Genomic DNA, 14,655 nt, shown 5'->3' with positions numbered 1-14,655 from the left:
TCAATTTTTTATTTTCAAGGCACCGATACGCATGGAGACAAAATATTCTTTCCCTAATACGTCAACTGAAACGTCGTCATATACAGGACGCAAGAAATCCTCTTTATAATAGCCGGAAAACCCAAACTTCTTAGCCTTATCACAAAACTCCTTAAAATAATCTTCTTTCTTTTTAATGTCTTTACTATCCCGGGCATAAGAGACGATAACAAAACCACACAAGTCGCCAATTAGAGGTATATTTGTTTTTATTTTATAATGAGCATCACCCACTTTACTAAGCAACTGTCGTTTTAGATCCTTTAACGATTCACCATGTTCATCTATCGCACTTCGGCGCGTACTCGTCCTATGAATATTCCCAAAATATTTTAACTCATATATTTTTATTGCCTCAAAATTCTCCTTACAGCAATCTTTCCCCCCATTCAAGCGCCGAAAAAACACAACATCGAATTTTCTCTCCCCTTCCCCCCCGTAGTTCAAATAAGAGAATAATTCACCCCTGTACTTATCAAAGACAAAACACGAAAATTCTTTCGTAATATAGTCTTCCACTTTAGACATTAGCTGGAGTGGTGCAATTCTAGATTTAACAGAATCACTCCCAAGATAGTCAGAGAAGTCAGAAAAAATCTTCTCGAAATCAATTTTTTTCTCTCTTGTCATTATATATTCTCCGATAATCTAAAAAAGTTTGACCTCCCGGTGCCGGGGACAACTCACCAGATGGTCATTGACCATGCCCGCCGCCTGCATGAAGGCGTAACAGATGGTGGGGCCGACAAACTTGAAGCCCAGACGAAGCAAGGCTTTGCTCATGGCCACAGCTTCTGGGGTCTGGGCGGGCACCTGATCCAGGCGGGCCCAGTGGTTCTGCCGGGGTTCGCCCCCCACAAAGGACCAGAGCAGTTCGCTAAAAGAACGGCCGTCGGCGGTGTAATCCAGGTAAACCTGGGCGTTCTGACGGGCAGCAGCCACCTTGGCCCGGTTGCGCACGATGCCCGGGTCGGCCAGGAGCTGGGCCAGTTTGGCATCGTCGTAGGCAGCAATTTTGGCGGGGACAAAACCATCGAATACGGCTCGGTAGTGCTCCCGCTTTTTTAGGATAGTGGCCCAGGAAAGGCCGGCCTGGGCCCCTTCCAGGATCAGTAGTTCGAAGAGGGCCCGGTCGTCCCGGAGGGGCAGGCCCCATTCTTCGTCATGATAGCGGCGGTAGAGGTCAAAGCCTTCACACCAGGGACAACGGGCCATGGCAACTCCTGGGAGGTGGGGAGAAACGGGGAAAGGCCCGCCCCTAACCATACCGGGGACGGGGCCTAAGCCACCTTATTGGGGCAGTTGGGGAACTTGGACGGGAAGCAGGACCTTGAACTTTTCCGCGTCAATATACTGGCCCACGGCAGCCACGCCGGTCTGCATGGAGGGATCAGCGAAGAGTTCCTTGGCGGCCATTTGGGCCAGGAGCTGGAAGCTTTGCTGGATCACCGCCGGGCCATTGGCCTGAACCACGGTCTTAGCTTCCTTTTCGCAGCGTTCGGTGAGCAGGCTGGTCACCAGCTTGGCGGAAGAGCGGTTCAGCTGATCCCGCTGGGCGTTGGTCACATTGCTCATATTCTTGAGCTGGGGATTGAGGGCCAGGACGCTGAATACCCATTTCACCATTTCGCCCCGCTCGGCTTTGGTGCTCTTGGTCATCAGACATTTGGCCAGCTCGGCCCCCTGAACTTTGGCCGCCGCCGGAGCCGCCAGCAGGGAAGTGGAACCCAGGGCCAGGGCGGTGCCCAGGGCCAGAAAAGAAAGAAGTTTTGCGCTCATGAATAGCCTCTGCATTGGGGAGCGTCCGCCCTGCCACCCCGGGGGGCGGGCGGCGGACAAAAAGACCCGGCACGGCAGCGGGCCGGCCGGGTCCACGAACAGGGGCGATTTTACGCCCCTCCTCCAAGGGCTTCACCCCGGATTGGGAGCGTGGCCGGATCAGGGGGCCTCACCGAGGGAAAGGGCCGAGGTACCCGTCCCTTTTCCCAAAAAAACAAAGGGGATGGGGAAATACGCTTTACAGCACGGCGGACAGATCCAGCCCTTCCCCGACCAGAGGCGGGCACCAGTAATAGCCGCCGGTAACCGGGCGGGAGAAGCGGAAGAGCCCATCCACCACCCCGTCTTCCAAGCCCACCATGCGGGTCAGCACCTGCTCGAAGGCCTCCAGGCTGTGGCCGTAGGCGATGAATTCCAGGCCCTGTTCCCGGGCCGTGGCCCAGGGCATGGAGCGGCGCACCATAAAGGCTTCCGGGCTATAGCTTTCCTGGGCGCTGCGCTTCACGTGGGCGGATTCGGGAGCGTCTTCCAGTTCTTCGTTGTCTTCTTGGCGGCGGCCGATCAGGTTGTCCCGTTCTGGGGCGCTATGGCTTTGGAAATGGACCAGATCGTGGCTCCAACGCTGCACGGCCACATAGCTGGAAGCGGCCAGGGCCCCCTCGGGCACCAGGGCGGCAGCAACAGCGGCTTCCTCCTTGGGGTTTTCCGTGCCGTCCTCATAGCCGGTCAAATCCCGGCCCCCGGCGTATTGGAAGGTATCCAGGCCATCCTCCAGCTCGAAAGCCTCAGCCAGCCAGGTTTGCAGGGCCTGGGCCCGGTCGAACAGAGCGCTGCGCTCTTTCCCCAGAAGCAGGACCCAGAGGGCCTGTTGGGTGGAGGGCACGGTCACCCCTGCTCCGGCCAGGGCGGGAAAGGGACGCAGGCCGGGCAAGGAATGGCCCAGGGCGGCCACCAGGGGCGCCCCCAGGCCCACCACGCCCCAGGCGGGCTGCCATTCCCGGGCCAGGCGGCTCAGGGCAGCCCGGGGATCGGCCTCGGCCTTGAGGCGAAAACTAAGGGAGCGGCCGTGGGCCGCCAGGGGCGCAAGAATATAGGGCTGGCTATGGGAGGATAGGGCAACGTTGGACATGGCAACCTCTGCGCCCCAGGTCCCGAGGTCCCAGGCGCAAAAACAGGGAAAAAGGAAGGGAGCGGTACCCCCAAGTAGCGGCCCGCTCCGGCCCCGCCACTATACCGCGACCGCCCGGAAAACGGCCATGGTGGCCCCCCTTGCAACGGAGCTACCGTATTGAACGGCTGGTCCGGTTCAAGCGCCTCCCAATTCACGCCCCTGCGCCCTGGGTCAGCGCAAGGGCGACGGAGCCGGTACACTGGCCCCATGCTTCCCATTCTTTATCAGGACGATCATCTGGTCGTCATCCACAAACCCGCCGGGCTTCTGGTCCACCGCAGCGAACTGGACCGGCGGGAGACCCGTTTTGCCGTCCAGCTGCTCCGGGACCAGCTAGGCCGCCGGGTTTATCCGGCCCATCGTCTGGATCGGGGCACCTCCGGGGTACTGGTCTTCGCCCTGGACAAGGAGACCGGCCAGGCCTTGAGCCGCCAGTTCGAGAACCAGACCGTGGGCAAGGACTATCTGGCCGTGGTGCGGGGCTATCCGGAAGAAGCTGGGATCATCGACCATGCCCTGAGCCGCCAGCCCGACCCCATGGAACATGTGCATCCGGACGCCCTCCTGGCTCCCCAGCCCGCCCTCACCCGCTATCGGCGCCTGGCCACGGTGGAACTGCCCGTGGCGGTGGATACCTATGCCACCAGCCGCTACGCCCTGCTCCACCTGATGCCGGAAACCGGGCGCCGCCACCAGCTGCGCCGCCATCTGAAACACATCGCCCACCCCATCATCGGCGACGCCACCTACGGCAAGGGCCGCCACAATCGCATGGTGGCGGAACGCTACGCCTGCCCCCGCCTGCTCCTGGCCTGCGTGGCCATGAGCCTGCACCATCCCCTCACGGGTCAGGCCCTGGAACTGGTGGCTCCGGTGGACGGGGCCTTTGCCGACCTGATCCGCCGCTGGGGCTGGGCCGATGCCCTGCCCCCATCCTGGCTGGCTCCGGAGGACAGGAAAGTCGCCGCCCCCTAGTCCAGGGCAAACACCGGATGGTAGGTCCGGTCCTGGTGCAGGATGTGGTTGGCCACCGCCTCCACGGCAAGAAAGCGGATCAATTCACCGGCCTGGGCCACGCTGGGGGCCCCGGCCATGGCCTGACGCAGGGCCTGCCCCCGGTCCAGCAGGGCCTGATGCTGCTCCCGATGGGCGGCCAGGCCGGACCACAGGCGTTCGCCCAGGAGCCGCTCCTCCGTCTGGAAATGGGCCCGGGTTTTGGCAAAGAGCTGATCCACCCCGGCCAGCAGTTCATCCATGCCCTCCTGCCAGTGGCCGGAAGTTTCCAGCCGGGCAAGCTGGGCCTGGATACGCCGGGCGTCGGCAAAAATCTCCCGATGCTCCCGATCCAGCACCTCGTGGCCCGAGGCGTAATGGGCCCGCCAGGCCAGGGGGTGGTCCGCCGCCCCCTGGTCCTCCGGCAACTCCGGAGGCTCGGCCAGCACCACCCGGTTGCGCCCTTCCTGCTTGGCTCGGTAGAGGGCATCATCCAGGCGGGAAAAAAGGCTGTCCGCCGATTCCTGACCCAGGGCCCACTGGCCCACCCCCAGGCTGATGCTGACCCGCAGGCCCAGGGAAAATTCATGGGTGGCCACTGCCCGGCGCAGCTTTTCCCCCACCTCCCGAGCCTGATCCAGGTCCGTGTGGGGCATGAGTACGGTGAATTCCTCCCCGCCCCAGCGGGTTACCCAGTCGGATTCCCGGGTGCAGCCCCGGGCCAGATGGGCCAGGTCCACCAGCACCTGATCCCCCACCTTGTGGCCGCAGGTGTCGTTAATGCGCTTGAAATGGTCCGCATCAAAGAGCAGGGCGGCCACGGGATGGCCGTAGCGCAGGCCCCGCTCCTGCTCCTGAACCGCCATGGCTTCGAAATGGCGCCGGTTCCACAGGCCGGTCAAGGCGTCGGTCTGGCTCTGAGCCCGCAGCTGCTGCTCCAGTTCATGGCGGGCGGTGATATTGCTGGCCACCCAGAGCACCCCGTCCTCCCCGTCAATCTGGAAATTCAGGGCCTGGATGCGCCCCTCGAACCATAGGGGCTCGTCTGGCCCCTCCGATTCCAGCCCCTTCACGTCCCGCCGGGAGAGGGGATATTCCACGATATGGAGTTGGCGGGACGCCAGGGCCTGGTGAATCTGATCCACAAACCAGTCCGCCTTGCCCGGCGCCAGCACATCCTGAATACGCTGGCCGATCAGGGCGCTGCCATCGTGGTAGTAACGGCTATCCGCGCCCCCCAGAATGGCCACGTAGCGCCCGCTGCGGCTCAGGATGAAGCCCGGGTCCGGCAGCGCGGCAAAGATCTCCGTCGCCTGCTCAATAGAAAACATAGGAATCTCTCGCAAAATGGCAGAAGGCCAAAACAGCCCGCCCGAACGCCCCTCGGGCAAGGCCCTGGCCAGGAAGCAACGGTGCCCGAACCGGCCAGAAAAAGGAAGCAATTCCCAGACCGGGCCCTACCCCATCACCCCCCGAAAAAACCCGGACCTCGTCCTTTTTTCCATCCCACAAAAAAAGCCCCATGGGTTTGGCATGGGGCTTGGCTGGAACAGGGGCATCCAGAAGGGATGGGCCTCAGGAGGCTTTGGCCGGAGCGGCTTTTTTCCCTGCGGGCTTGCGGGGGGCCTTAGCCGTTCCTTTCTTCTTCCCCCCTGCGGCACTTTCCTTGGCCTTGGAAGAAGCCCCAGAGGCCTGGGCCTTGGGTGCCAGAGCCGCCACCGGGACGTCAGCCCCTTCCGGGGAAACCTCCCCCTCTTTCTTCACCGATTCAGAGGACCGGGGAGTCAGGAGCGCTCCCACCTTCTTTTTGCTTCCGGCTTTGGGCGCGGTGGCCCGGGGCGCGGCGGTGGCCTTGGGCGCCTGGGCGGCACTGCCCGCTTTGGCGGCCTTAGCGACCTTGGGAGCCTCCGACTTTTTGGCCCCAGCTTTTTTGGCCGGAGCCAGAATGGTCTCCTCCACCGGAGCAGCTGCCTTGGCCGCAGGGGCGGACGGAGCCGATTTGGCAGCCTTGGCGGCTTTGCCTGCCTTAACCGCCGCCGTTTTACCCTTGGCCCCTTGCCGCCAGGAGAACACCTCTTCTTCCGGGTTATCCGCCAGGATGAAGTCGATGCGCCCGGTTTCCAGGTCCGCCCGCACCAGTTTCACCCGCATCCGGTCCCCCAGACGGTAGCGCTTGCCGGTCCGTTCCCCCAGCATCTGGTGCTTGGTGGGCTCGAAGTGGAAATAGTCCTGGCCCAGTTCGGAAACGTGGACCAGGCCTTCCACATAGACGTCGTCCAGGGCGACGAAGACGCCGAAGCCCGTGACCCCGGCGATGGTGCCGTCAAATTCCTCGCCCAGACGGCCCTGCATGTAGAAGCACTTGAGCCAGTTTTCCACATCCCGGGTGGCCTCGTCGGCCCGCCGTTCGGTGGCGGAGCAGTGCATGCCGATATCGTCCCAATCCCCCGGGTTGTACTTTTCCTTGGCCAGCACGGCCTTGATGGCCCGGTGCACCAGCAAATCCGGGTAGCGTCGGATGGGGGAAGTAAAGTGGGTGTAGGACTCATAGGCCAGACCGAAGTGGCCCACGTTATCCGGGCTATACATGGCCTGACGCAGGGAGCGGAGCATGACGGTCTGCAACAGCTGGGTGTCGGGACGGCCCTGGATGCGGGCCAGTAATTCGGCGTAATCCTTAGCCGTGGGGGAATCCCCGCCCCCCAGGGAAAAACCGAATTCCCCCAGGAAGGAGTGCAGGGTTTCCAGCTTTTCCGGCGTAGGCCCTTCGTGGACCCGGTACAGGCAGGGCTGTTTGTGGGCCTCCAGGAACTGGGAGGCGCAGACATTGGCCGCCAGCATGCATTCTTCGATGAGCCGGTGGGCGTCGTTGCGCACCACGGGAACGATATTGGCGATTTTGCCCTGATCGTTGAAGAGCATCTGGGTTTCCACCGTCTCAAAGTCGATGGCGCCCCGCACCTTGCGGGCTTTGACCAGAATCTGGAAAAGTTTGTAGAGGTCCTGGAGATGGGGCAGAACGGCCTCATGTTCGGCTTTTTCCGGCTGGCTTTCCCCGGACAGCCAGCTCCACACCTGGTTATAGGTGAGGCGGGCATGGGAGCGGAACACCGCCCGGTAGAAGCGATAAGCCTTGATATTGCCGCTCGGGGTAATTTCCATATCGCAGACCATGGCCAGCCGCTCCACGTCCGGATTCAGGGAGCAAATGCCGTTGGAGAGCTTTTCCGGCAGCATGGGAATGACCCGCCGGGGGAAATAGACCGAGTTACCCCGCTCGTAAGCCTCCCCGTCCAGCACCATGCCGGGCCGCACGTAATGGGAGACGTCCGCAATGGCCACCACCAGGCGCCAATTACGCCCCTTCTTTTCGCAATACACCGCGTCATCGAAGTCCCGGGCCGTTTCCCCGTCGATGGTCACCAGGGACAATTCCCGCAGATCTTCCCGGCCCGCCAGATCGGATTTTTTCACTTTGTCCGGCAAAGCCTTGTTTTCTTCCAGGGCTTCCTTGGAAAACTCGAAGGGCAGGTCGTGCTTACGCAGGGCGATCTCGATTTCCATCCCCGCGTCGGCGTAGTTGCCCAGCACTTCCTTGACCCGGCCAATGGGCTGGGAATACTGGGAAGGCTGCTCGATGATGTCCACCACCACCACCTGGCCCGGCTTGGCCTTGGTGCGGGTCTTCTTATCCCCGGGAATCAGGATGTCCTGACTGATGCGGCGGTTTTCCGCCACCACGAAATAGACCCCGTGTTCCTCATAGAGCCGACCCACCACTTCCTGGTTGGCCCGCTCCAGCACTTCCACCACCACCGCCTCCCGACGGCCTTTCCGATCCACCCCCACGGCCCGCACCAGGGCCCGGTCCCCGTGCAACACCTTGTCCATCTGCTTGGTGTCCAGGAATAGGTCGTCGCTGCCGTCATCCGGGCAAAGGAAGCCAAAACCATCCGGGTGACCTTCCACCTTACCCGGAATCAAATCCGCCTTATCCGGCAGGATGTAATCCCCGCGCCGGTTGCGCATCAGCTGGCCAGCCCGCTCCATGGCGTTCAGGCGACGTTGGAAGAGCTCCCGTTCCTCCGCCGAAATATCCAGCAAGATACAAATCTGCTCGAAGCTGCGGGGCTTGCCCTGATCGGCCAGGAGCATTTGCACATACTCCCGGGACGGGAGGGGAATTGCGTACTTTTGTACCTCCCGGGCGAAGTAGGGGTCGCTCTTTCTTACTTTTGATAACTTTCTTGTTGACATGTCCGTTTTAACCCTTATAATAGCGACTTCTTTCGACGCCTTGCCCAGGTGGCGGAATTGGTAGACGCACTAGGTTCAGGTCCTAGCGGTGGCAACACTGTGGAGGTTCGAGTCCTCTCCTGGGCACCAAGCTTCAGGAATAAGCCAGCTTTTAGCTGGCTTTTTTCTTTTCTGTCTTGGGTTGCGTGCAAGCCGGTCCTGCCTATTTTTGTTGATGGAAAAGATCCGTCGGCCCGGAACCGCCTGTTGCGGCTGACATCGGGACATCCCAGAAAAGGATGAGACGGGAAAGCATGGGGCTGGGCAGAGGCCAGACGGTCAAAGCCGTCTGCTCCGCGAAGCTTCCGCATCATACCACCGGCGGCCGGGCTGCGCCCTTTTCCCCGGTGATTCTCCGCCCCAGGGGGCACCTTTCCCCCCTTTTTCCATTCCCTCCCCCACCCTTTCCCTGGCGACCGGGGAAAACGGGCAAACCTATACTTTTTTCCCCTTCCCGTATTTTCCCGGGAAAACGCCCCCAATCCTTCGGATACAAAAAGGCCCGGGACTAGCCCGGGCCCATGGGTAGCCAATCCGCGGCAATGGAGTGACTTACTTTTCCAGCACGTAAGTCCCCGGAGCATCAGCCAGGGCCGGGAAGGCCTTGGTGGACACCGGATAGGCGGGCACCATTTCCGCGCCCCGCTTATCCAGCCATTGCACCCAGTCGCCCCACCAGGTGCCGGGTTGGCGCTCAGTGCGGTTCATCCAGGTTTCGTAATGCTCGTTGGGCTGGGGCTCCCCGGCCCAGAAAGCCCGCTTGGGCGGATTCACCGGGGGATTGACGATGCCCAGGATGTGGCCGGAGGTGGAAACCACGAAGCGCACCTCCGCTTCCGTGTTCACGGACTTGCGGATGTGGTAGCACTGGCGCCAGGGGGCGATGTGGTCGTCCTGGGCGGTGGCCACGTAAAGGGGCTGGGTAATGCGGCCCAGGTCGATGGATTCCCCGGCGATGGTCAGGTGGTCCGGCTTGACCAGGTTGTTGTGCAGGTACATTTCCCGCAGGTAGAAGGAGTGCATGGCCCGAGGCATGCGGGTGGAATCCATGTTCCAGAACAACACGTCGAAGGCCGGCAGGGGCTCGCCGTAAAGGTAGCTGTGCACCCAGTAATGCCAGACCAGGCTGTTGGAACGCAGCAGGCGGAAAGAGGTGGCCATGTCCCCCCCGTCCAGATAGCCGGTCTTGGCCATCTTTTCTTCCAGCAGGCGGATGATGTCTTCGTCAATGAAGACATCGATGTCCCCCGGGTGGGTGAAATCCGTCAGGGTGGTAAACAGGGTCCAGTCCGCCACGGGGAGCTTTTCCGGACCGAAGCGCTTGTTGGCCCAGGCCATGTAGGTGGATACCAGGGTGCCGCCGATGCAGTAGCCCACCAGGTGAATCTTGGGCACCTTGCAGAAATCCCGCACCGTTTCCACCACCTGATTCACCCCTTCCGTCAGGTAGTCGTCGAAGGTGACGTCGGCCATGTCGGCGGTGGGATTTTTCCAGCTGGTGATGAACACGGAAAAGCCCTGGTCGGTCATGTACTTCACCAGGCTCTTCTTGGCGTTCAGATCCAGAACGTAGAACTTGTTGATCCAGGGGGTGACGATCAGGAGAGGGGTCTTGCGCACTTCCTTGGTGGTGGGAGCGTAGTGGATCAGCTCCAGCAACCGGTTGCGGTACACCACCTTGCCCGGGGTGGTGGCCAGATCCTGGCCCACCTTGAAGGCATCCTGTTCCACCATGAGAATGTTTTTGGCCTTCATGTCCCGCAGCAGATTCTGGAAACCGTCACTCAGGCTCTTGCCCTGGGTTTCCACGAATTTCTGCATGGCCACCGGATTGCTCCAGAAGAAATTGGTGGGCGCCAGGGCATTGACCCAGATCCGGGCCCAGAAGGCGGAACGGCGCCGTTCCTTGTCCGACAGCCCGGGGGTGTCGAAATACATGTCCTGGGTGCGGTGGGTGAAGGCCAGATACCATTCCTTGATGATGTCCCAGGAGGCGGATTCGCTCCAGATGGGCTCGGCAAAACGCACATCATCCCCATGGGGCGTCACTACGTCCTCCGTGGGCAGCCCCAGGGAGCGCTGAGCCAGATGGGTCTGGAGGGCCATCATGTCGCTGGACAGGTTGGTCAGGGCCTTGCTCAGCTCCCGGGGGTGCATGAGCCAAGCGGTCTGGGCATTGATCATGGAAGTGAACATCCCGTAGGGGTCCAGATTCTTGCCCACCGCCTTACCCATGCTCTCCAGGGGCAGGGCCGAGAGGAGATCCATGTTCTTGTGGCTGCCGGATGAGGATGACGCATTACCCATATTCAATCTCCCATGATTTGAAAATTCCGTCCGGAGCCCGACCCCCATTCACTGCCAGGGACCGGCTCCCGCATGGGAAACATTCTACGATGCTTCGCCCCCATTGGTATGGCATTTCGATGTCCATTTTTCCCCCAAGTCCATAGCCTGAGCCTTTCTTCGGCCCATGGTCCGCTCCCGGCGGAAACCCTCGGCCTTAAAGGGCGGGGCGTTCTGCGTCCAGTTCCGCCAGTTCCTCCGCCAGGGCGTCGAGAAACACCCGGACCTTGGCGGGCATGAGGCGGCGACCGGGCAACAGGGCATACACCCGTACCGGAGGGATCTGGTAGCCAGGCAGGAGGGGCACGATGGCCTTGGCCGCCAGGGCGTCCCGGCAATAGGCGCTGGCCAGGATGGCCGCCCCCAGTCCGGCCCGCACCCCCCGGAGCCGCATCCCCACATTCTGGGCCCGCAGGGGGCCGGAAGGCCGCAGTTCCTCGATTTTCCCATCCCCCCGGCGCAGGGACCAGACCAGCTCATCCGGGCTGGGCAGGCAGGGCCAGGCGGCCAGATCGGCCAAACAACGAGGCTCCCCGTAGCGGGCCAGGAGGCCAGGGGAGCCGTACAGGCCCCGGGCCACGGCATAAATGCGCCGGGCCACCTGTTCACTATCCGGCAGGGGGCCGGACTGGATACGGAAAACGATGTCGTAATCCTCGGCCCGGGGATCGGGCACCCGGGAGGACAAATCCACCTCCGCCTCCAGCCCCGGATAGCGCACCAGCACGTCGGCCAGCACGTCTCCCAGGCGCAGCACGCCGAATTCATAGGGAGCGGCGATACGGAGCAGGCCCTGGGGGGTGTCCTGACGGCTCTGGGCGTAATCCAGCAGTTCCCCCAGACGGCCCACCAGGGGCCGGGTTTGTTCCTCCAGCAGCTTACCCGCCTCGGTGAGGCGCAGATGGCGGGTGCTCCGTTCGCAGAGGCGCTGGCCCAGGCGCTCCTCCAGGCGGGCCACGGCCCGGCTCAGGGTGGATTTGGGCAAGCCCAGACGCCGAGCGGCGGCGGTAAAGCCCTCCCCTTCCGCCACGGCGAGAAATAGCTGAAGATCATCCAGGGCCATATTGTTCCGATATTGCAACAAAGAAGCCCGGAATATAACGCTATTTACACCACAAAAGACCTTACCATGGCGTCTCTCCGGTTTTTCCCCTGACCCTGTGTTCCTTCTCCCCCGTTCCTGGCTTTCCGGTCTGCGCCGCCGACACGCGGGGGTATGCGCCGGTCTCATCACCGGCACCGATTTTCTCGCCAGCAGCACGGTCTATGTGTCCGGCGCCTACATCCGGGGCGGCATTGGGGCCTCTCCGGAAGACTTTCTCTGGATCATCACCCTCTACGCCGCTGCGGGCACCGCCGCCATCCTGGTGCTGGAGCGCCTATCCCGGGTGTTGCCCTTCCGCACCCTGATCCGCCTGGGGCTGGGGCTCTTTATTCTCGGTTCCGGGGTAGCGGTCTGCAGCCAGTCCTTCAACCAACTCATGGCGGCCCGGGTACTCCAGGGCCTGGGGGGCGGCCCCCTCATGACCGCCGCCCGGGTCATGCTGCAAATGTCCGTCCCGGCGGAACGGCGTGGCCCCCAGCTGCGGGGCTTTATCACCGGCATTTTCCTATCCACGGCCCTGGCCCCTTGGGCCGCCACCGCCCTGGTCCAGTGGCAGGACTGGCGGGCCGTGTTCGCCCTCCAGGGGGCTTACGGAACCGCCATGTGGCTCCTGGCGGGATTCGCCCTGCCCAAGGAGGCCCACCTGCCCCGCTCCCTGGGCCATTTCGACTGGATGTCCGCCTTGGCCTTCAGCCTGGGCACCCTGATCCTGCTCCACACCCTTCAGGACATGCGTTACCAGTGGCTGGACCGGGGCATGGTCCTCAGCCTGCTGTTAGCCCTGGGCCTTTTCGCCCACCTGGCCTGGCACCTGCACCGCCACCCGGATCCCTGGTTCAACCTGGGGCGCATCGCCAGCCGCCGGTACCTCACCGGGGTGGTGTTTTACGGCCTCTATTACCTGGTCACCGGCGCCCTGAGCTACCTCACTCCCCTCTATCTGGAAGGGGGGGAAGGTTACGACGTGGGCACGGCGGGCCAGGTGCTGACCCTTACCGGCCTGGCCACGGCCCTGCTCCTGCCCCTCTATTTCCGTCTGGTGCCCTATCTGGGGGACCGGCGCCGGGTCATCGCCCTGGGCTTTGCCCTGGTGGGAGGCACCCTGGCCTGGATGGCCCACAACGTCACCGGGAGCACCCCTTACCAGGCCCAGATTTGGCCTTTTTTGCTTAAGGGGCTGTTTCCCATTCTGGTGGTCATCCAGGTGGCCGGGCTCACCTTCCGGGAATTCAAGCACCTGGATTTCGCCCACGCCTATGCCCTGAAAAACGTTCTGCGCCAACTGGCCATTGCCGTGGGGGCGGGACTGGGCAACCTCTACTGGCAGGACGTGAGCGCCCAGGCCCGCACCCGGCTGGTGGAGCGCATCAACGTCTGGAATCCGGAACTGGGCCCGGCCCCCGATTCCCAGTGGCTGGCTCGCCTCTCCCAGGAAATTGACCGTCAGGCCGCCCTCCTCAGCGCCCAGCAGGTGTTTTATGCCCTGGCCCTAGTGGCCCTACTGGGCATGGTGGCCATTTTGTCCCAGAAAAATTTGCGCTAAAGCCCGAAGCCCATATTGGCAATAAAAAAGCCGGCCCTAAAGCCGGCTTTTTGCTCCGTGAACTAGCCTTCTCAAACGGAGAAAGGATGGCGCCGCAGAATGGTTTCTTCCCGTTCCGGACCCGTGGAAATCACATCGATGGGGGTTTCCACCAGGGCCTCGATGCGCTTCAGATAGGCCTGGGCATTGGCGGGAAGTTCATCCCAGTGCTTCAGCCCGTAGGTGGATTGGCTCCAGCCCGGCAGGGTTTCGTAGATGGGCTCGCACCGTTCCACCTGGTCCGCGCCGATGGGCAGCAAATCCACCACTTCCCCATCCAGCCGGTAGCCGGTACAGATGTTCAGTTCGGGCAGGCCGTCCAGCACGTCCAGCTTGGTAATGCACAGGCCGGTGACTCCGTTGATGCGGATAGAGCGGCGCAGGGCGGTGGCGTCAAACCAGCCACAACGGCGCTTGCGCCCGGTCACAGTGCCGAATTCCCGGCCCTTTTGGGACATTTGGTAACCCGGGCAGCCTTCCGCGTCGATTTCCAGTTCGGAGGGGAAAGGACCGCCGCCGACCCGGGTGCAATAGGCCTTGGTGATACCCAGGATGTAATGGAGCATGCCCGGGCCGATACCGCTGCCCGCCGCCGCCTGACCCGCCACGCAGTTGCTGGAGGTGACAAAGGGGTAGGTGCCGTGATCGATGTCCAGCAGGGTGCCCTGGGCCCCTTCAAAGAGCAGGTTCTGACCGGCTTTGTTAACCGCGTAAAGGGCGGCGGAAATATCCGCCACCATGGGACGGATGCGTTCCGCGTCGGCCATGGCCTGGTCGTACACCTGTTGGTAATCCACCGCTTCGGCACCCAGGTACTGGGTCAGGATAAAGTTGTGGTAGGCCAGCACTTCCTTGAGCTTTTCCGCGAAGCGTTCCGGGTGGAAGAGGTCGTACACCCGCAGGGCACGCCGGGCCACCTTGTCTTCATAGGCCGGGCCGATGCCCTTGCCCGTGGTGCCGATTTTCTGGTCGGCACACTTGGCCGCTTCCCGGGCCCGGTCAATGGCAGAGTGGTAGGGTAGGATCAGGGGGCAGCCCGGACTCACCTTGAGCCGGGAGGCCACCTCGATACCGCCGGCTTCCAAGCCGTCGATTTCCTTCAGCAAGTGGTGGATGTCCAGCACCACCCCATTGCCGATGTAGCAGGTCACCCCTTCCCGGACAATGCCGGAGGGCACCAGATTGAGCTTATAGACCTTGTCCCCCACCACCAGGGTATGGCCGGCGTTGTGTCCGCCTTGAAAACGCACCACCCCTTGGGCGTTATCGGTCAGCCAATCGACGATCTTGCCCTTGCCTTCGTCGCCCCACTGGGTACCGACCACCACCACGTTCTTTGCCATT

The 14,655-nt window shown here is 62.2% G+C and carries 11 protein-coding genes and 1 tRNA gene; 3 read left to right on the top strand and 9 right to left on the bottom strand.

Annotated features, from left to right (window positions below; genetic code table 11):
* From Azoinq_RS12980 to Azoinq_RS12965, 4 genes are all read right to left on the bottom strand, one after another.
* Complete coding sequence (locus Azoinq_RS12980; protein ID WP_216128470.1) at nucleotides 1-669, bottom strand: hypothetical protein; 669 nt, start codon at nucleotides 667-669, stop codon at nucleotides 1-3.
* An 18-nt stretch (nucleotides 670-687) separates the two neighbouring features.
* The gene (locus Azoinq_RS12975) at nucleotides 688-1,254 is read right to left on the bottom strand and encodes a DNA-3-methyladenine glycosylase I (protein ID WP_216128471.1); all 567 of its coding nucleotides are present in this window, start codon (nucleotides 1,252-1,254) and stop codon (nucleotides 688-690) included.
* A gap of 75 nt (nucleotides 1,255-1,329) precedes the next feature.
* Complete coding sequence (locus Azoinq_RS12970) at nucleotides 1,330-1,818, bottom strand: hypothetical protein (protein WP_216128472.1); 489 nt, start codon at nucleotides 1,816-1,818, stop codon at nucleotides 1,330-1,332.
* 238 nt (nucleotides 1,819-2,056) lie between these two features.
* Complete coding sequence (locus tag Azoinq_RS12965) at nucleotides 2,057-2,947, bottom strand: Dyp-type peroxidase (protein ID WP_216128473.1); 891 nt, start codon at nucleotides 2,945-2,947, stop codon at nucleotides 2,057-2,059.
* 249 nt (nucleotides 2,948-3,196) lie between these two features.
* On the opposite strand from Azoinq_RS12965, the gene Azoinq_RS12960 reads away from it, so the two are divergent.
* Nucleotides 3,197-3,964, top strand: a complete 768-nt coding sequence (locus Azoinq_RS12960; RefSeq protein WP_216128474.1) for a pseudouridine synthase — start codon at nucleotides 3,197-3,199, stop codon at nucleotides 3,962-3,964.
* Here Azoinq_RS12960 and Azoinq_RS12955 read toward each other — a convergent pair.
* Together Azoinq_RS12955 and rnr are read right to left on the bottom strand one after the other, a co-directional pair.
* Nucleotides 3,961-5,313, bottom strand: a complete 1,353-nt coding sequence (locus tag Azoinq_RS12955; RefSeq protein WP_216128475.1) for a diguanylate cyclase — start codon at nucleotides 5,311-5,313, stop codon at nucleotides 3,961-3,963. The genes Azoinq_RS12960 and Azoinq_RS12955 overlap by 4 nt on opposite strands.
* Nucleotides 5,314-5,557: 244 nt before the next feature.
* A complete protein-coding gene (rnr, locus tag Azoinq_RS12950) occupies nucleotides 5,558-8,239 on the bottom strand; it encodes a ribonuclease R (protein WP_232368492.1) in 2,682 nt (893 codons plus the stop codon).
* A 42-nt stretch (nucleotides 8,240-8,281) separates the two neighbouring features.
* Between rnr and Azoinq_RS12945 the strand changes: the two genes are divergently transcribed.
* Nucleotides 8,282-8,368, top strand: a tRNA-Leu gene (locus Azoinq_RS12945).
* Nucleotides 8,369-8,830: 462 nt separating this feature from the next.
* Here the strand turns inward: Azoinq_RS12945 and Azoinq_RS12940 are convergent.
* A complete protein-coding gene (locus Azoinq_RS12940; RefSeq protein WP_216128476.1) occupies nucleotides 8,831-10,585 on the bottom strand; it encodes a PHA/PHB synthase family protein in 1,755 nt (584 codons plus the stop codon).
* 196 nt (nucleotides 10,586-10,781) lie between these two features.
* Entirely contained in the window at nucleotides 10,782-11,687 is a 906-nt protein-coding gene (locus Azoinq_RS12935; protein ID WP_216128477.1) for a LysR family transcriptional regulator, read from the bottom strand.
* Nucleotides 11,688-11,784: 97 nt separating this feature from the next.
* Between Azoinq_RS12935 and Azoinq_RS12930 the strand changes: the two genes are divergently transcribed.
* Nucleotides 11,785-13,272: an MFS transporter gene (locus Azoinq_RS12930; protein ID WP_216128478.1), complete on the top strand. Its 1,488-nt coding sequence runs from the start codon at nucleotides 11,785-11,787 to the stop codon at nucleotides 13,270-13,272.
* A 71-nt stretch (nucleotides 13,273-13,343) separates the two neighbouring features.
* Here the strand turns inward: Azoinq_RS12930 and Azoinq_RS12925 are convergent, their stop codons facing one another.
* Entirely contained in the window at nucleotides 13,344-14,654 is a 1,311-nt protein-coding gene (locus Azoinq_RS12925; RefSeq protein WP_216128479.1) for an adenylosuccinate synthase, read from the bottom strand.
* Between the last annotated feature and the right edge of the window lies 1 nt (nucleotide 14,655).

Source organism: Azospira inquinata (genome assembly GCF_018905915.1).
In the GTDB taxonomy this organism is placed as follows: Bacteria; Pseudomonadota; Gammaproteobacteria; order Burkholderiales; family Rhodocyclaceae; genus Azospira; species Azospira inquinata.
Note: the sequence above shows the minus strand (reverse complement) of the source record. Positions and strands in the feature narration are given on the sequence as shown.